This window comes from Pseudomonas sp. NPDC090752 (assembly GCF_055584805.1).
Window position 1 is genome coordinate 12742 of sequence record NZ_JBVJLI010000023.1, and the last position, 18855, is coordinate 31596.

At 62.9% G+C, this 18855-nt stretch carries 12 protein-coding genes; 6 read left to right on the top strand and 6 right to left on the bottom strand.

What is annotated here, in order from left to right:
* Positions 1 to 321 precede the first annotated feature (321 nt).
* From ACZ6YA_RS23415 to nirD, 3 genes are all read left to right on the top strand, one after another.
* Entirely contained in the window at positions 322 to 4062 is a 3741-nt protein-coding gene (locus ACZ6YA_RS23415; RefSeq protein ID WP_465899852.1) for a molybdopterin-dependent oxidoreductase, read from the top strand.
* A gap of 302 nt (positions 4063 to 4364) precedes the next feature.
* Positions 4365 to 6917, top strand: a complete 2553-nt coding sequence (gene nirB / locus ACZ6YA_RS23420) for a nitrite reductase large subunit NirB (protein ID WP_465899853.1) — start codon at positions 4365 to 4367, stop codon at positions 6915 to 6917.
* Positions 6917 to 7279, top strand: coding sequence for a nitrite reductase small subunit NirD (nirD, locus tag ACZ6YA_RS23425; RefSeq protein WP_465899855.1), 363 nt, complete (start codon positions 6917 to 6919; stop codon positions 7277 to 7279). The genes nirB and nirD overlap by 1 nt, the downstream gene beginning before the upstream one ends.
* A 111-nt stretch (positions 7280 to 7390) precedes the next feature.
* Here nirD and ACZ6YA_RS23430 read toward each other — a convergent pair whose 3' ends face one another.
* The 6 genes from ACZ6YA_RS23430 to ACZ6YA_RS23455 form a co-directional block, all read right to left on the bottom strand.
* On the bottom strand, positions 7391 to 8221 hold the full coding sequence (locus tag ACZ6YA_RS23430; protein ID WP_465899857.1) for a DUF6708 domain-containing protein: 831 nt from the start codon (positions 8219 to 8221) through the stop codon (positions 7391 to 7393).
* Positions 8218 to 11493, bottom strand: coding sequence for a T6SS effector BTH_I2691 family protein (locus ACZ6YA_RS23435; protein ID WP_465899859.1), 3276 nt, complete (start codon positions 11491 to 11493; stop codon positions 8218 to 8220). Before ACZ6YA_RS23435 ends, ACZ6YA_RS23430 begins: the two co-directional genes overlap by 4 nt.
* 287 nt (positions 11494 to 11780) lie before the next feature.
* Entirely contained in the window at positions 11781 to 12731 is a 951-nt protein-coding gene (locus tag ACZ6YA_RS23440; RefSeq protein WP_465899861.1) for a 2-hydroxyacid dehydrogenase, read from the bottom strand.
* Between the two features lie 24 nt (positions 12732 to 12755).
* Complete coding sequence (locus ACZ6YA_RS23445) at positions 12756 to 13514, bottom strand: SDR family oxidoreductase (RefSeq protein WP_465899863.1); 759 nt, start codon at positions 13512 to 13514, stop codon at positions 12756 to 12758.
* Positions 13515 to 13531: 17 nt separating this feature from the next.
* Entirely contained in the window at positions 13532 to 14242 is a 711-nt protein-coding gene (locus tag ACZ6YA_RS23450; protein ID WP_465899865.1) for a fumarylacetoacetate hydrolase family protein, read from the bottom strand.
* A gap of 91 nt (positions 14243 to 14333) precedes the next feature.
* Positions 14334 to 15674: an MFS transporter gene (locus ACZ6YA_RS23455; RefSeq protein WP_465899866.1), complete on the bottom strand. Its 1341-nt coding sequence runs from the start codon at positions 15672 to 15674 to the stop codon at positions 14334 to 14336.
* Positions 15675 to 15967: 293 nt separating this feature from the next.
* Here ACZ6YA_RS23455 and ACZ6YA_RS23460 point away from each other — a divergent pair, with 293 nt between their 5' ends.
* The 3 genes from ACZ6YA_RS23460 (at position 15968) to ACZ6YA_RS23470 (ending at position 18818) form a co-directional block, all read left to right on the top strand.
* Positions 15968 to 16897, top strand: a complete 930-nt coding sequence (locus ACZ6YA_RS23460) for a helix-turn-helix transcriptional regulator (protein ID WP_465899868.1) — start codon at positions 15968 to 15970, stop codon at positions 16895 to 16897.
* A gap of 10 nt (positions 16898 to 16907) precedes the next feature.
* Positions 16908 to 17840 (top strand): pca operon transcription factor PcaQ, encoded by a 933-nt coding sequence (gene pcaQ / locus ACZ6YA_RS23465; protein WP_465899870.1) that lies wholly within the window; start codon positions 16908 to 16910, stop codon positions 17838 to 17840.
* Between the two features lie 225 nt (positions 17841 to 18065).
* Positions 18066 to 18818: an FKBP-type peptidyl-prolyl cis-trans isomerase gene (locus ACZ6YA_RS23470; protein WP_465899872.1), complete on the top strand. Its 753-nt coding sequence runs from the start codon at positions 18066 to 18068 to the stop codon at positions 18816 to 18818.
* Positions 18819 to 18855: the final 37 nt, after the last annotated feature.

An 18855-nucleotide genomic window follows, 5' to 3' on the forward strand; every position in this document is an offset into this window, starting at 1 on the left:
ACTCAGCTGGAATTTGCTCCAGCATAGCGCCAGGGACATTGGTGATGCCACCGCTTGGTGCGTTGGCTGTACCGGCCTTTTCGCGGGCAAGCCCGCACCCACAGGTACTGCACGGCCGTCGAACCCGTGGTGATCCTGTGGGAGCGGGCTTGCCCGCGAAGAGGCCAGCACAGCTGGCCCAGTATTTGCTGACGTGATCTCATCCCAGGCTGTCAACGACGACAGCCCCATCAGACTCACGACAAAGGCGCCGTGTTGCCCCGCTTGCCAAGCAAGCCGGAGCAACCGGCGCCTTTTGCGTTTCCACCAGGAGACCCGCCCATGGCCAGCACTCAAGTTCGCAGCGTTTGCCCCTATTGCGGGGTCGGTTGCGGCATCGTCATGAGCGTCGTCGACGGCAAGGTGACCAAGGTCAGCGGTGACAAACAGCACCCAAGCAATTTCGGCCGCCTGTGCACCAAAGGCCTCACCGCGCATATCCCACTAACCGCCGCCGGGCGCATGGAAAGCGCCTTCGTCCGACGTCAGCGCGACCATGAGCCCGCACGCAGCAGCCTGGACCAGGCCATCATCCAGGCCGCCGAGCGCCTGCGCAGCATCATCGACCAGCACGGTCCTGACGCCGTGGCGCTGTATGTCTCCGGGCAGATGTCGCTGGAAGCCCAGTACCTGGCCAACAAACTGGCCAAAGGCTTCATCCGCACGCGCCATATAGAGTCCAACTCTCGCCTGTGCATGGCCAGTGCTGGCAGTGGCTACAAACTCTCGCTCGGCGCCGATGGCCCGCCTGGCAGTTACCAGGATTTCGAGCGTGCCGAGGTCTTCCTGGTGATTGGCGCGAACATGGCCGACTGCCACCCAATTCTTTTTCTGCGCCTGCTCGACCGGGTAAAAGCCGGGGCCAAGCTGATCGTCGTCGACCCGCGACGCACAGCTACCGCCGAAAAAGCCGACCTGTTCCTGCAGGTGCGTCCGGGTACCGACATGGCGCTGTTGAACGGCCTGCTGCACCTGTTGCATCGCGATGGCCACACCGACCCTGACTTCATCGCCCGCCACACCGAAGGCTGGGACGAGCTGCCTGCCTTCCTCGACGACTACACCCCTGAGCGCGTAGCCGCCATCACCGGCCTGGCGGAAGATGACATCCGCCAGGCCGCCGCGTTGATTGGTACGGCCAAGGCGTGGATGAGCTGCTGGACCATGGGCCTGAACCAGAGCATTCACGGCACCTGGCACAGCAACGCGATCTGCAACCTGCACCTGGCCACTGGCGCCATCTGCCGCCCCGGCAGCGGGCCGTTCTCGCTGACCGGCCAGCCCAATGCCATGGGCGGTCGCGAGATGGGCTACATGGGGCCGGGCCTGCCGGGCCAGCGCTCGGCACTGGTCGAAGGCGACCGCAGCTTCATCGAGGCGCAATGGGGCTTGGCGTCTGGCAGCCTGCGCGCTGAAGGTGGCGAAGGCACGGTGGCGCTGTTCGAGCAGATGAAAGTGGGGGACGTGAAGGCCTGCTGGATCATCTGCAGCAACCCTGTGGCCAGCGTCGCCAACCGCCAGCAGGTAATCGACGGCCTGCGTCAGGCGGAGCTGGTGATCACCCAGGATGCCTTCCTCGACACCGAAACCAACCGCTACGCCGATATCCTCCTGCCTGCCGCGCTGTGGGCCGAGGGCGAGGGCGTGATGATCAACAGCGAGCGCAACCTGACGCTGATGCCGTGCGCGGTCGAGGCGCCGGGCGAGAGCCTGGCGGACTGGCAGATCATCGCCCGGGTTGCCTGTGCCATGGGCTATGCCGAGGCCTTCGACTACGCCAACGCTGAGGCGGTGTACGATGAGATCCGTCGCTTTTACAACCCGGTCACCGGCTACGATCTGCGTGGCATCGACTACCAGGCGCTGCGCGAAAAACCCCGCCAATGGCCCTGCGCCCCAGGCCAAACGGACGACCGCAGCCCACTGCGCTATGTCGAAAACGGCGATCCCAGCACCCTGCTTTTCCCAACGACAAGCGGCAAGGCCCGCTTTTTCGCCCGGCCCTGGTTACCCGCACCGGAGCTGCCAGACGCCGACTACCCACTGGTGCTCAATACGGGCCGGGTGCAGCACCAATGGCACACCCTGACCAAGACCGGCAAGGTGCCGACGCTGAACAAGCTGGAACCCGGCCCCTTCGTAGAAATCCATCCCGAAGATGCGGCGCGGCTGGGCATCCGCGACAAGGACCAGGTGGCGATCCGCTCGCGGCGTGGCCAGGCCGTACTGCCGGCGCGGGTCAGTGACCGGGTGATGCCTGGCAACTGTTTCGCACCGTTCCACTGGAACGATGTGATCGGCGAGCAGTTGGCGATCAATGCCGTCACCTGCGATGCGGTCGACCCGCTGTCGCTGCAGCCGGCCTTCAAGCACTGCGCCGTCGCCTTGCAGCGAGTTGCCGGTGAGCGCATCGAAGCCCGTGAGCTGAGTATCGAGCCGGCTGAGAGCGCGTCTGTTACGCCACCTCATCAGGTGCTGTGGGCTTCGCAAACGGGTAACGGCGAAGCGCTGGCCGAGCGTTGCGCCGAGCGTTTACGCAGTGGCGGGCTGCAGGTGCAGCTCAGCTGCCTGGAGGCGGTCAGCCCCCGCCAGTTGCAGGGTGCGGCTAGCGTCGTGGTCATCGCCAGCACCTTCGGCGATGGCGATGCACCCGACAGCGCGACGGCGTTCTGGCAGGCGCTGCAGGGCGAGGAGGGCGCGCACTGCGCCCAATTGCCCTACGCCGTGCTGGCACTGGGAGACTCCAGCTACGACCAGTTCTGCGGGTTCGGCCGCAAGCTCGACCAGCGCCTGGCTGAGCTGGGTGGGCGGCGCCTGCTGCCGCGCGTCGACTGCGAGCCGGATTTCGATGAGGCCTTCGCAACTTGGCTCGATGCGCTGTTGCCCGAACTGGGCAGCGCCACCCTGCCGCTGCCTGTGAGTGAACCCGTGACCGGCTACAGCAAGCATCAGCCATGGAATGCCACCTTGCTGGAAAACCGCCTGCTCAATGCCCCGGGTGCCAGCAAGGAAACCCGCCAGCTGGTGTTCGACCTGGCCGGCAGCGATTTCACTTATGCCGCAGGCGATGCCCTGGGCGTATGGCCACGCAACTGCCCGGCGCTGGTGGAAGACATGCTGGCCGCCATGCGGCTTGATGGCCAGGCCCAGGTCCAGTTGAAAGGGCAAGCGGTCATGCCCCTGGCCAAGGCGCTGGCGTCGCACCTGGAGATCGCCAAGGTCACTGCGCAACAACTGCAGGTATTCAGCCTGCAAGCCGCCGAACTGCGGCGCCTGCTGCAGCCTGACTGCAAACGCGAATTGCAGGACTGGCTCTGGGGCCGACAGTTGGTCGATGTACTGCGTGCGTTTCCGCAAGACTTGCCATTGGCTACGTGGCTCGACCTGCTCAAGCCTTTGCAGCCGAGGCTCTATTCGATCAGTTCCAGCCCGCTGGCGCACCCTGGTCAGGTTCACCTGACCGTATCCACGGTACGTTATGGCGAGCGCAAAGGGGTGTGCTCAAGCTTTCTCGCCGACCGTGGGCAGGTGCAGAAGATCGCGATCTTCCCGCAGGTATCCAAGCATTTTCGCTTGCCCGATGACGACACTGTGCCGGTGATCATGGTCGGTCCCGGCACCGGGATTGCGCCGTTTCGCGCCTTCCTCGAAGAGCGCGAAGCCCGGGGGGGCAAGGGGAGTAACTGGTTGTTCTTTGGCGAGCAGTACGCCGCGACCGACTTCTATTACCGGGAGCAGCTGCAGGCGTGGCAGGCGAGCGGCCACCTGCGGCTGGACACGGCGTTTTCCCGGGATCAGGCCGAGAAGATTTATGTGCAGCAGCGCCTGCGTGAGAATGGCGCGCAGGTGTGGCAGTGGCTGGAGGCGGGGGCGTATTTCTATGTGTGCGGAGATGCTCAGCGTATGGCCAAGGATGTGGATGCGGCGTTGCGCGAGGTCATTGCCGAGCATGGGGGCGTGGACGCGGATGCTTACATGGAGGCCTTGAGCAAGGCCAAGCGGTATCGGCGGGATGTGTATTGACGTGCTCCATGTTGGTGAGTGCTGCACTTGGAATGTGCAGTGGCAGTGCTGGCCTCTTCGCGGGCAAGCTCGCTCCCACAGGATTGATATTGTCGCCAATTCTGTGAAAGACCTGTGGGAGCGGGCTTGCCCGCGAAGAGGCCAGCACAGGCAACCCAACTGGCACAGTCCATGCACTATCTCCCACACAACAAGCCTCACTGATCAACGGCGATCAACCCAGGGGCACACCGTGATGAATACAGGCAAAGGCGCCTGGAGCTTCGGCTCCAGGCGCTTTTTTTTTGATCGAGGATCGGCGTATGAAGGCAACAGCGAGCAGCGGGCAACGAGAGCGAGTGGTCATCGTCGGCAACGGCATGGTCGGCCACCATTGCGTCGAGCAACTGGTCGAACGCGGCGCCCTGGCGCGCTTCGAGCTGCATGTGTTCGGCGAAGAGCGCCAACGTGCCTACGACCGCGTGCACCTGTCGGAGTACTTCGGCGGCAGCTGCGCCGAAACCCTGGCCCTGTGCGAGCAAGGCTTCTATGGCGACAACGGCGTGAACCTGCACCTGGGTGAAGCGGTGCTGGAGATCGACCGGGAACGCTGCGAAGTGGTCACCGCCGAGGGCCGCTACGGCTACGACCAGTTGATCCTGGCCACCGGTTCCTATCCGTTCGTGCCGCCGATCGAAGGCTCCAGCGGCAATGCCCGTCTGGTCTATCGCACCCTCGACGATCTCGATGCGATCCGCGCCGCTGCTGCCAATGCTACTCGCGGCGTGGTCGTCGGTGGCGGCCTGCTTGGCCTGGAAGCCGCCAATGCCCTCAAGTCGTTAGGCCTGGAAGCGCACGTGGTGGAGTTCGCCCCTCGTTTGATGCCAGTGCAACTGGACGGCGAAGGCGGCGCGGCGCTCAAGGCGCAGATCGAAGCCCTTGGCGTTGGCGTGCACCTGTCGCGGGCCACCCAGTCGATCAGCGCTGGCGAGGCCTACCGCTACCGCATGAACTTCGATGGCGGCGAGTTCCTCGAGACCGACCTGATCGTGTTCTCCGCTGGCATCCGCCCGCAGGATGCGCTGGGCCGTGCCAGCGGGCTGGAGGTCGCCGCGCGCGGTGGCGTGGTGATCGACAACCATTGCCGCAGCAGCGACCCACGCATCTTCGCCATTGGCGAGTGCGCCTCCTGGAACGGCAGCGTGTTCGGCCTGGTCGCGCCAGGTTACAGCATGGCGCGCAACCTGGCGGCCTTGCTGCTGGGCGAGGCGGCCGGTGAGTTTACCGGCGCCGACATGTCGACCAAGCTCAAATTGCTGGGCGTGGATGTCGGCTCCATCGGCGACGCCCATGGCGCCACGCCAGGCTCGCGCAGCTACCGCTTCATCGACGAGGCCAATGCCGCCTACCGTCGGCTGGTAGTGGATGCCAGTGGCAAGTACGTGCTCGGCGCCGTGCTGGTCGGTGACAACAGCTACTACGACACCCTGTTGCAGTACGCCCAGAACGGCATCGCCCTGCCAGCCGACCCGGCCGCGCTCATCCTGCCGCAAAGCGGTGGGGCGCCAGCCCTGGGCGCCGACGCATTGCCCGACAGCGCGACCATATGCTCCTGCCACAACGTCAGCAAGGGCGCGGTGTGCGCCGCCATAGACAGCGGCTGCGGCGACCTTGCCGCAGTCAAGGGCTGCACCAAAGCAGCGACCGGCTGCGGCGGTTGCGCGGCGTTGCTCAAGCAGGTCTTCGAGCATGAACTGACCGCCCGTGGCGTGACCGTGGACAAGAGCCTGTGCGAACACTTCGCCTACACCCGCCAGGAGCTTTACGGGCTGGTGCGGGTCGGCGGCATCCGCACCTTCAACGACCTGCTCGAACGGCACGGCAAAGGCCACGTCGGTTGCGACATCTGCAAACCGGCGGTGGGCAACATCCTCGCTTCATGCTGGAACCAGCCGATCATGGACCCGGCGCTGGTGCCGCTGCAGGACACCAACGACACCTTCATGGCCAACATGCAGAAAAACGGCACCTACTCGGTGGTGCCGCGCATCCCGGGTGGCGAGATTACTCCCGACAAACTGATCGTGATCGGCCAGGTCGCCAAGAAGTACGACCTCTACACCAAGATCACCGGTGGCCAGCGCATCGACCTGTTCGGCGCCCAGTTGCACGAGCTGCCACTGATCTGGGGCGAGCTGATCGAAGCCGGCTTCGAGACCGGCCACGCCTACGGCAAGTCGACCCGCACGGTGAAGTCGTGCGTGGGCAGCACCTGGTGCCGCTATGGCGTGCAGGACAGCGTCGCCATGGCGCTACGCCTGGAAGACCGCTACAAGGGCCTGCGCAGCCCGCACAAGCTCAAGTTCGCGGTGTCCGGCTGCACCCGCGAATGCGCCGAGGCGCAGAGCAAGGATATCGGCGTGATCGCCACCGACAAGGGCTGGAACCTGTACGTCTGCGGCAACGGCGGCATGCGCCCGCGGCACGCCGAACTGTTCGCCACCGACCTGGACGACGAAACCCTGGTGCGCCTGATCGACCGGGTGCTGATGTTCTACATCCGCACCGCCGACAAACTGCAACGTACCTCGGTCTGGCGTGAAAGCCTGGAGGGCGGTTTGGACTACCTCAAGCAGGTCGTCCTCGACGACAGCCTGGGCCTGGCTGCCGAGCTGGAAGCGCAGATGCAGCATGTGGTCGATCAGTATGAATGCGAGTGGGCCAACGCCCTCAACGACCCGGAAAAACTCAAGCGCTTCCGCACTTTCGTCAACGACCGGCGCGCCGATCCGGACGTTCACTTCGTCCGCGAGCGCGAACAGCGCCGGCCGGCTGCACCGCTGCACCTGATCCCAACTGTCGAGGAGGCTGTGTGATGAACTTGTCCAATGCTGCTGTGAAAACCCAAGAGAACTGGCAGGCGGTGTGCCAGGCTGATGACCTGGTGGCCGATTCAGGAGTGGTGGTGTGGCTTGAGGGAGAGCAGGTGGCGCTGTTCTACGTGCCTGGGCAGGCGCAGCCGCTGTACGCAGTCGATAACCGCGACCCGCGTTCTGGGGCCAATATCATCGGCCGAGGGCTGGTGGGGAGCTTGCAAGGGGAGCTGGTCGTGGCAGCGCCGCTGTACAAGCAGCACTTCAGCCTGGAGAGCGGCGAGTGCCTGGAAGATGCCGGGCAGCGGCTGCGGGTGTGGCCGGTGCGGATGAACGGGGGGGCGGTGGAAGTGGCGGTGGCCTGATCCATCGATTCTGGCCCCATCGCCAGCAACTTGGCGATAGGGCCGCGTAGCGGGGTCAGGCAGCTTCTTTAATTAAACAGATGTGGACGCAACTAACGAAGGCTGCAGGTTTCATGGATGTTCTCCCTGGGAGGGGGCAGTACGTGATTCGAGGTCCATTTCGGCGGGCCGTTGAACTCTCGGTGCGAGTCGGTCAAATGGGTTGCGATGAAGCGCATTTTCCCAAGGGGCGGGATTAGGGAATTCATCCCAATCTCTCGGAGGATGGATGAAGTCCGGGAGTGCTTCGGGGCCTTGTTGCATGAACAGTCTGGCAATGGCCCAGTATTGTTCACCTTTTTGAATGTCATCTGTAAAGAAAACGCGATCAATGACGTCGTCTGTGCCGGCCTTCCGGACTGATAGCATTACCTCCTCCTTCAGCCCACCATAACCCAGGGGTCTGTAGATACGGTAAGCCTCGGCGGTAATGTCATCCCAGTCATGAGCCACTGCTTTAGCCCCCCAGTTTTTTCGACCCAATGGGTGGCGTCGGTCAAATCTGTATTGATAGAAGTAAACTTTCCTGCGTCGCCGATTAAAACGTATTGGCTCATGGCGAGGAAGTCCGATATCTATTCGGATGAAAGGAGTAAGGATCCAGAATGCGAGAGCGGAAAATAGTACCGCAGACACCATGAGCTCAAGACTTCCATGGCTTGGTTCGATGATACTGATATAAATCGTTGTGGCGGTTATGGTTGAAACGCCAAGCATGAGTAGAGGCCCTAAAGTCAACCAGTAGCCTCGAATTTTTAAAGATGCTCTGGGTATCTCTAAGAAACAGTCATCTATATGGTTAGGGCTAGGCTCGACACTTTTGTGCGCATCCTCTACTGTGGCCTGTGCGTTCGGTGAAGGCAGATCATATTTCCAGCCGACCGGCCGAGGTGATTGGCTCATCTCACGATCTCATGGATTACAATTTCCGCATAAGCGTCTGAAAGGGTGCGGTCTGGCCAATAAGTGATCACTAGCGAGACTGTCATGACGTTGTGCGATCCGCTGGTGGCTGCTAGCTTTATCTTTCCGTCTATTAGGTGAGGGCGGTTATTGTTTGACGTGCTTCTCTTCTGTTCCGGATTAACTATCTCGCGGGTTTCTGGGTGGTAATCAGCCATTTTTGGAGGGGCTATTGGTTTCATTGCGGCATACTTGCTAGTCCTCGTTCCAATTGAAGGTGTGTAGTATCTCTCATCGAAAATCACTTCCCCTCCTTTGAAGTTTGGCGCGCTGCCATCTCCCAGGCGATGGAATAGAATCGCCCAATGATAGCTGGAAGTTGTAGGGGTGAATCGCGGTAGCGCGATTCGAAACCTTAACAATTTCTGAGTTAGCGGGTTAATAGGAGTGCCAATTTTAGAATTGATGGGTTGGTTGTGGAATATGGATTCAGTGTTCAAATTTCCCTCAAGTCCCAGTACCGCGGCATTCAATTCCGCTAATGCAATATCGCTATGTTGTGGAGCGTCCCAGTGAACGTGCGGGGTTGCATTGGGTTTTCCGAAGTAGCAGCGTCCAGTCCATCGCTCTAGCTGCGTCGATTCGCGTTTTGTAGCGTGTTTGGTGAATAGGTATGTAATTAAGCTGAAAAGGATGGTTGCGCCTAGGGCGCCCAATAGCAAGGGGCTAAACACCGCTCTGATTGCGGAGGCTGTGCCAATGGCGGCTGATGACGCTGAAAGGGTATACCATAATGCTGTAATGTTGTCGCCAGAGTCGTAACTTCGCTTTGCGGCAAGTATGAGCTGTAAAGATTCGAAAAGCCCGGCTGCTGCATTAAGTATGGCGCCCGCCCTAGCGATTTTTCGCCCCGTGCTAAGGTGATGAGGTGTCATAAATTTCCGTGGTATCAAAAATCCAAAAAGCTCCAGGCTGCTGCCAATAATGCCTAGGCTGGATCCGTATAAAGCCATTATCGCTTCGCTGGACTTCGGCCCTAATTCTTCTTCCGCCTTTTCCAGATTCTTCCCAAGGCTGTCATTCAACAAATGCAGCCCGCCGATGGAAAGCAACAACTCCCACCCTTTGCCGGTCCCCCTCAACCCAGTAAAACCACCACTCACCAAACGCGAAGCCTGCCCCGCACTGATCCGCATGCCATCGAGCAATTTCCGCGCACTCGGCTCCAGTGTCCCCGCCGCCACTTTGAGATCCACCAGCGTCATCTGTGCCGCAGGCCCCAGTTGACTGACGTTCAACTTGACCTCACTGGCCAGGCGCTCATGCAGTTCATGGGCCGTACCTTCGACCCAGACGCTGACGTTGACCACCGTGTGCGCCACCTTCGGGTCGAGCACCGCCAGGCTCAGCAAGCCGGTCTGGATGATGGGCTTGACCTTGTTTGCCTTGTTCTCCACGCCCGCCATGACTTCATGAAGCGGCGGCATCATCTTCGTCCGCGCCTTGGCCAGTTTCTCGCTGGCGTTGTTCTGCAGTTCGCGCAGGTGCGCGCTCTGCAAGGCGTAGTACTCGCCCAGCTTCATCTGTACCTGCAGCTCGACCAGGTGCACGCCGTTGTAGACTCGTTGGCTGGCGCTGTTCAGGTGGCGGACCACCTGTTGCACACCGGGGTCGAGCCACACCGCCAAGCGCTGGCTGGCCGCGTTGACTGCCCCTTGCAGTTCGGTGACCGACTGCTTGAGCGCATCGCGCAGCTTGAGGCCGGCGTCTTCACTGGCGATGAATTTGCTCAAGGCGGTGTAGAGCTTTTCGCTGTCGTTCCAGTTGTTCGGTTCGGTCTGCGAGAAGGTCGGCAACAGCGCGGCCAGCAGGGCGCCATCGCGCAGCAGCAAGGCGCGGTAAGCGGGGCTGCTCGGGTCCTGTAGCCACTTGAGCCAGAGGGCTGCGCTGGTACCTGCGGCGGGCGTGGCGGGCTCGGCGCTTGTGGAGGGCGCTTCGGTGATACCGCCCGCCAGGCAGCCGGCCATGGTCTTGGTGTAGGCGATGCCCGACTCGCGGTTCCTGCCGTCATAGTCATGCCGCTCGATCAAGGCGAAGGCTGCGCTTTCGCAGTGGGCTATGTAAGCGGCGGCGTGTTGATCGATGTGGCGCTGGAACTTTAGTTCCTGCTGCTCGTACTCGGCCTGGAAAGCAGCGCGCCGGGGTTCGTCATAACGCTCTTCGAGCTTTTCATCGCTCTCCCGCTGGCGTACGTCAACGAGTCGCTGGCGCTCGACGGCGGGGTCGGCGAACACCGGTGGCCCGTCGCCGGTCTGCGGCTCGAAGGAGGGTACCTTTTGCGCGGCCCATTCACGCTGGGTTTGCCGGATGATCTGGAGAATCTGCGAGGTCTGCAGCTGGTAGGCGCGCAGCGGATCCTCGTGCCAGGCCTGGCGTTTGACCACCCAGTTCAGGCGCTGGTGGTTGTACTCCTGAACGAGGCCGACTGTGTCGTCGAGCACCACCGCCAGCACGCCGTTTTCCAGCGCGTGCTGTTGCATGGCGTTGACCACGTATCCGCGCAGGGCGAACTTGCGCAGGAAGCGGCTGTGGAAGCCGTGGGCACTGTCGAACGGGCCGTTCAGTTGCTGGGCGTACTCGAACACCTGCCGGTCGACCTGGAGATTGTCCGGGGTCATGGCCAGGCCGACCAGCTCGGGGTTGTTGCGCGCCTGGGCCAGGTCCAGCCCTTCGAAGCGATGCGCGGGGGCCTGACCATTGCGGTAAGCCTGCAACACGCTGACCGGCCAGGCATCGCTGGAGAAGGCCAGCCAGGCCGAGCCGTAGTTGTCGGTGTCGATGTTGAGAAAGGAAGACGGCAGGTCATGGTCCGCCTGCGCGCACCGCTCGGGCAGCGGTGGCGGTGGCCCGAGCGGCGGTTCGTAGGGGTTGAAGCGGCGCAGGTGGCCGTGGTCGGTCACTTCGTAGGCCTGCCAGATGCGCTGGTCGAGCAGCACGTAGAGGTAGCCGCTGCGCAAGGTGCGCAGGCCCATGCGGGTTTGCGTGGCCGAGTCGCGGCCTGGGCGGGTATCGGGGACCAGGGCTTGGCGCAGGGGCGGGATTGGCAGGCCTTGGCGCTGGCAGGCTTTGCAGGGGTGAGGAGGAAATCGGTTTCGGCGACTAAAGTGGCGATGCGCTGGCTGATGCTCATGGATGATCCTCCCCCGGTTCAAGCTGAGAGGATTTCTTGATGTTCTTATCAAACTGGTTAAGCATGGAGGTCCCTCTTTCACCCGTCATCGCTCGGCTATGCCGGCCAACGGTTGGTTAGCGAACAGTTGCGTCGAAGTTGCACCTGAACACTAACGAGGAACGAATTCTCAGAGGAGTTTGGCTCTTCCTAAAACCCTGTAGGAATATTCGCCGATTAATTTTCCAAACGTATGGCCTGACATTACTGCACTGCTGCTACCGGCCTCTTCGCGGGGCAAGCCCGCTCCCACAGGACCATCACATTCTCTGAAACTGTGATGATCCTGTGGGAGCGGGCTTGCCCCGCGAAGAGGCCGGCACAGGCTACTTAGATCACCAACCCCTGTGGCTCACGCCCAGCAAACACATCCACCAGGCTAGCCACCACCATTTCCCCCATGCGCGTGCGGGTCTGCACCGTGGCACTGGCCCGATGCGGCTGCAACAGCACATCCTCACGCTCGAACAGCGCCTCTGGCACACGCGGCTCATCGGCGAACACATCCAGCGCCGCCCCTGCGATTTCACCGGCTTCGAGTGCCGCGATCAACGCCGGTTCATCCACCAGCTTGCCGCGCGCGATATTGATCAGGTAGCCCTCAGCGCCCAGCGCCTGGAGAACCTCGCGGTTGATCAGGGCCTCACCTTTGTCCGCTGCCGCCGCCAGGATCAGCGCATCGCTGTCCTTGGCCAACTGCAGCAGATCCGCCTCGAACCCGTAAGGCACATCCAGCGCCTGCAGGTCGGTATAGCGAATCGGACAGCCAAACGCCGCGGCCCGCTGGGCCACCGCACGGCCCACCCGGCCCATACCGACGATCCCCACGCGCATGCCCGACACCTGACGTGCCAGCGGCAGCGGCGCCAGTGGCGTGGCGCTGGTCGCCCACTGGCCTGAACGCACGAATCGATCGCCCGTGCTGATGCCACGGCATACGCCGATCAGCAAGCCGATGGCCAGGTCGGCGACGTCTTCGGTCAGGGCGCCGATAGTGGCGGTGACCTGGATGCCGCGGTCGCGGGCATAGGCCAGGTCCACCGCGTCGGTGCCCACGCCATTGACCGCCACCACTTCAAGTTTCGGCAGGCGTGCCATCAGCGACTGGCTGATGCCGGTGTGGCCGCCAGTGATCACGCCACGGATGTTCGGGCCGTGCTGGCTGACATAGGCATCCTTGTCGGCCTGCTCGTAGTAGCGGTGCACGGTGAACAGCGCTTCCAGGCGTTCGCGGATGGCCGGGATGAGGATCGGGCTCAGTTGCAGGACTTCAGGTTTCATCGAGTACTCCATTCGAGGCAGGGGTCAGCCACGGCCGACAAAGGGCATGTTGCTGGCCATCACGGTCATGTTCAGCACGTTGGCGTCCAGCGGCAGCGCGGCGATGTAGCGCACCGCGTCGGCCACATGGCGCACATCGAGCATCGGTTCGGCAGCGATCTCGCCATTGGCCTGGCGCACGCCCCGGGTCATGCGTTCGGACAGCTCGGTCAGGGCGTTGCCGATGTCTACCTGGCTGCACACGATGTTGTAGGGGCGGCCGTCCAGGGCCAAGGCCTTGGTCAGGCCCAGCACCGCGTGTTTGCTGGCGGTGTAGGGCGCGGTGAACGGGCGCGGGGTGTGCGCCGAGATCGAGCCGTTGTTGATGATCCGCCCACCCTGTGGCTGCTGACGGCGCATCAGGCCGAAGGCGGCGCGGGCGCAGAGGAATACACCGTCGACGTTGGTGGCGATGACGTTGCGCCAGTTTTCCAGAGGCAGCTCGTCGATCGGCACGGCCGGGGCATTGACGCCGGCATTGTTGAAGATCACGTCGAGGCGGCCATGCACCTCTTCGATGGTGGCGAACAGCTGCGCGACGCTCTGCTCATCGCGTACGTCGGTGGGCACCGCCAGGGCTTCGCCGCCGGCGGCCTGGGCCTGCTCGACCAGCGCTTGCAACGGCTCAGCGCGGCGCCCGGCGAGCACCAGGCTGAAGCCATCCTGCAGCAGGGCGAGGGCGACTGCGCGGCCAATGCCACTGCCCGCGCCGGTGACCAGGGCGATTTTCTTGTGTTGGCTCATCTCAGGACTCCAGGGGGTCAGGCTGCATTGGCGGGTTGGCCGGCGGGGCGTGGGCCGACGCGCAGGTGCAGCTCGCCGATGCCGTCGATGCCGGCATGGATCAGGTCACCCGGGTTCAGCGGCGCCACGCCGGGCGGGCTGCCGGTCATGATCAGGTCACCCGGGCGCAGCGGCAGTTGCCGGGACAGCCGGCTGATCACCTCGGCCAGTGGCCAGGTCTGCTGGCTCAGGTGCGCACGCTGGCGCTCCTGGCCGTTGACCTGCAGCCACAGCGAGGCGTCCAGTGGCCACGGCAACTGGCTGGCGGGGGCGATGGCGGTCATCGGCGCCGAGGCCTCGAACACTTTGGCGCCCTCCCATGGCAGGCCCTCGCTTTTGGCCTGGCGCTGGCGGTCGCGGCGGGTCAGGTCGAGGCCGGCGGCGAAGCCGAAGACGTGCTCTAGCGCGTGCTCAGGAGCGATGTCGGCGCCGCCTTTGGCAATCGCCACCACCAGCTCGATTTCATGGCAAAACTCGTCGGTCTGCGGCGGGAAGGGCAGTTCGCCCAACGCCTCGACCACATTGCTCGCGGGCTTCATGAAGAACACCGGCTCGCGCGGCGCCGGGCCTGCGGACTCGGGCCAGGGGTAGTTGCGGCCCAGGCAGAACACCCGGCCGACCGGGAAGCGCGCAGTGTCGCCAAGGATCGGCAGACTGACGACGGCGGGCGGGTTGAACAGGTAGGTCATGGGTGGATCCTCCGTACGGGAGTGCCCAGCGTAGCCAGCAGCGGGTGGGCAAAGTTGGACGAAAACGGGCTTGGCTTGGAGATATCGAGGCTCATGCCGACGTCTTCAGTTCGATGCGGAACAGCTTGCCGAGCAGCAGCGAGTACGACAGGGTGCCCATCAAGGCCACTGCGCCGATGAACCAGAACGCCAGGGCGAACGAGCCACTGGCCTGCACGATCGCGCCAATCACGATCGGCGTGACAATGCCGCCGATGTTGGCCGCCAGGCTGGTGACGCCACCGGTCAAACCGATCAGCTCCTTGGGCGCGACTTCCGACACGGCCGCCCACGACGACGAGGCGATGCCTTGGGCGAAGAACGCCAGGGTGAGAATGGCAATGCACAGCACATTGGAATCGGTGAAGTTCACCAGCACGATCGACATGCCCAGCATCGAACCCACCACCAGCGGCAGCTTGCGGGCGAACGACAGCGAATAGCCCTTGCGGATCAGCAGGTCGGAAACGATCCCGGCGAGGAGGATGCCGACCGTGGCGCCAATGAACGGCATCACGGCGAAGATGCCGACCTTGATCAGGGTCAGCTGGCGTTCTTCGATCAGATAGGTCGGGAACCAGGTGAGGAAGAAGTACAACGCCGAGGTGCTGGCGAATTTGCCCAGGCAGATTGCCCACACCTGACGGTAGCGGAACAGTTCGGCCACTTGGCGCCAGTCGAAGCGGGTGCGTTGCTGGCTGCTTTTCACCAGCCCGCCGCCGTTTTCGATGTAGGCCAGCTCTTCCTTGCTGACCTTCTTGCAGTTCAGCGGGTCGCGGTACAGGAACAGCCACACCACGCCAAACACGATGCCGACCACGCCAGTGCTGTAGAACACATGGCGCCAGTCGTAGGTGGTGGCCAGCCACAGCAGGGCACCGGTGAACAACGCAGTGCCCAGGTACTGGCCGCACACGTAGATGCTGCTGGCCATGCCACGCTCTCGCGCCGGGAACCACACCGTGACCGCGCGGCTGTTGGCGGGAAAGGCCGGTGCTTCCATGGCACCGACCGCCAGGCGCAGGCCAAACAGCGAGGCGAAGCCGCTGGCCAGGCCCTGGGCGACGGTGACCGCCGACCAGCTGATCAGCGACACGCCGTAGGTCAGGCGCGAGCCGAAGCGGTCGGCGATGAAGCCGGCTGGCACCAGTGCCAGGGCGTAGGTCCAGGCGAAGGCGGAGAAGATCAGGCCCATCTCGACTTTGTCCAGGCCCAGGTCCTTGGCCATGAACGGCGCGGCGATGGAGATATTGACCCGGTCGACGTAGTTGATGATGGTCGCCACCAGCAGCAGCGACAGCATGAACCAGCGGCGGCGGGTGGGCAGGCGCTGGGCAGGGGCCGCGTCCAGCGCGTACGACGACGCGGCGCGGGGGGTAGGCGTGCTCGACATGAGTCGACCTCGTTTGTTGTTGTTGGTAGAGGTTGGGCTGCAGTCCCTTTTCTAAGGTGGTCGTACAACAGCGTGAAAGCAACGGGGGTTTTAGACCGTTTTTTTCACCCATGGCGGGGTAGAGTCGTGCTGTCCAAGAAAACCCAGGGGCGGGGGTTTGCCTCGATAATTTGCGGAGTGTCTTAATTCTAGAGGGCTGTAGCGATTTGCTGTTGCATCGGTTTTTGCAGACGGGGTTAAATTGCAGAGTTTGGACGTCGTACAACTTAAAGCCCCGATTCTGGAGATTGCCCATGCCCCCCAAGCGCGAGGTGCCGACCTATCTCATGCAGCAGCGCAGCGAGCTGATGGATTTCTATATCCGCGACCAGCGCGGCCGCCCCGCCGAGACCGCGCCACATCGCCATGAGTATTTCCAGATCCAGGTCAATTTCGGCGGCGACACGGTGCAGCACATCGGCAACGTGCAGCGACCGTTCCGCCGCAACACCCTGGCGTTCATCCTGCCGCATCGGGTGCATGTGATACCGCACCCGGCCGACAGCGATTTTGTGGTGATCAACTTTTCCCAGACCTTCCTGCTGCCGCACCTGGCCTGCGACCCGATGGACCTGGAGGAAGTCTCGATCCTGCAGGCGCCCGAGCTGTCACCTTTCCGCTTCCAGGAGCACCTCGACTTCTGCTTAGACGAAGCCGATTTCGCCGACATTCAGCGCTTGCTGACGCAGATGCGCGAGCTGGATGCCAACCGCCGCTTCGGTAGCCGCGAAATCCTCAAAGGCCTGCTGCTGCAGTTGATCGGTCAGGTCTGCGGCCTGTACGCCGAACCCTTGCGCGAACTGGCCGACAACAACGCCGCACAGCTCAGCCGCCGCGCCGCGCTCGGGCGCATGAGCGAGTATCTGCGCGGGCATATTGATGACCCCGATCTCAACCTGCATAAAGTCGCGGCCGCGACCTACCTGTCGCCCACTTACTTGACCCACTGGCTGCGCAAGGAAATCGGCAAGACTTTCAGCGAGCTGGTGCTGGAGCGGCGCATGCACGCGGCGCGCAATTACCTGCTTAATGGCAGCCGACCGGTGGGGGAGGTGGCGCGCCTGTGCGGCTTCGCCGACGAAGCCTATTTTTCCCGGCGCTTCCGGCAGATTCACGGCTTGCCACCGGGGCAATTCCGCCGCCAGCAACGCGACCCGGATACGCCGCAGGTGGCGATGCGGTAAGCTTGCCGGCATGAACCTCGACACCCGCATCAAGTACCGCCACCTGCTGTGTTTCCTGGAGATTGCCCGGCAGGGCAGCCTGGCCAGGGCGGCCGATATTCTGGCGATCAGCCAGCCAGCGATTTCCAAGACCCTCAAGGAACTCGAGGATTTGCTCGAGGCGCGCCTGTTCGAGCGCAGCCGCCAGGGCGTCGAGCTGACCCCGGCCGGCACCCGTTTCATGCGCTATGCCGGGCCCAGCGTGCAGGCCCTGCGCGATGGCGTGAACAGCCTGCGTGGTGAGGCGCGGGCGCCATCGCAGGTACGCATCGGCGTGCTGTCGACGGTTGAAGGCCTGCTGATGCCCGAAGTCCTGTGCCGCCTGCACCAACGCCATGAAGCGTTGCTGATCAGCGTGGTGACCGGGGCCAGTGCGCAGCTGCTTGGGCAACTGCGCCTGGGCGAGCTGGAACTGGTGGTCGGGCGCATGACCGACAGCCCGCAGATTCAGGGGTTGTCGTTCGAGCACCTGTACAGCGAGTCGATGGCCCTGGTGGTGCGCCCCGGGCATCCGTTGCTGGCCAGCACGCCCGTAGAGCGAGCGCGTGTAGGGCGCTATCCACTGGTACTGCCGCCGCCCGGCACGACCATTCGCCAGCACGCCGACAGCCTGTTCGTGCAGTGCGGCATCCCGCTCCCAGCGCAGCGCCTGGAAACCCTTTCACTGGCGCTGAGCCGTCGCTACCTGCTAGGCAGCGATGCACTGTGGGTGGCGCCACGTGATGCGGTGCTGCTCGATCTGCGTCGTGGCGAGTTGGCCGAGTTGGACTTGGGTGTCCGCGAGCCGGGGGGCTCGGTGGGCATCTGTCGCAACGCCGCGTTACCACAGAGTGTGCCAGGGCAGTGGGTGTGCGATGTGTTGCGCGAGGTAGCGGGGCAATACCGCGAGGGAGATTACCCCTGAGCGGCGGCTCAGAACCTGCAGACATAAATCGCCACAAATTCCGGGCAAAAGCGCGATGAAGGGTCAATACTGGCCAATGGCTGTAAAGCGTGGATGAATTCGCTTTTAAGTACTGAACTTCCTTATCAGAACCCGCTCTTATGCCGGTAGCCATTGGTAATGGCCGCCTGATAAGCTCGCGGCTTTACCCTGATTGCCCACATGGCGCATGAACAAGGAAATAGCATGAAACAGCATCGTCTGGCGGCTGCGGTTGCCCTGGTAGGCCTGGTATTGGCTGGCTGCGACCAACAAGCCAGCAGCCCCGAGCTGAAGACTCCGGCACAGAAAGCCTCCTACGGTATCGGCCTGAACATGGGCAAGAGCCTGGCTCAGGAAGGCATGGAAGACCTTGATTCCAAAGCCGTCGCCCTCGGCATCGAAGACGCCGTCACCAAGAAAGAACAGCGCATCAAGGATGAAGAGCTGGTAGAAGCCTTCACCGCGCTTCAGAAACGCGCCGAGGAGCGCCTGGCCAAGGCCAGCGAAGAAGCTGCCACCGCCGGCAAGAAATTCCTTGAAGAAAACGCCAAGAAGCCAGGCGTGGTCACCACTGCTTCGGGCCTGCAGTACGAAGTGGTCAAGAAGGCCGACGGCCCGCAGCCCAAGCCGACCGACGTGGTCACTGTCCACTACGAAGGCAAGCTGACCGATGGAAAGGTGTTCGACAGCTCGGTAGAGCGCGGCAGCCCGATCGATCTGCCTGTTAGTGGCGTGATCCCAGGCTGGGTTGAAGGCCTGCAACTGATGCACGTTGGCGAGAAGTACAAGCTGTTCATCCCGGCTGAACTGGCTTACGGCGCGCAGAGCCCAAGCCCGCTGATCCCGGCCAACTCGGTGCTGGTGTTCGATCTGGAACTGATCGCCATCAAGGACCCGGCCCAGCTGCAAGGCGACGCGCCAGAGGCTGAAGCCCCAGCTGAAGCACCTGCCAAGTAATACTGGCCGGTACCTGCACAACGCCCCGTCTCTACGG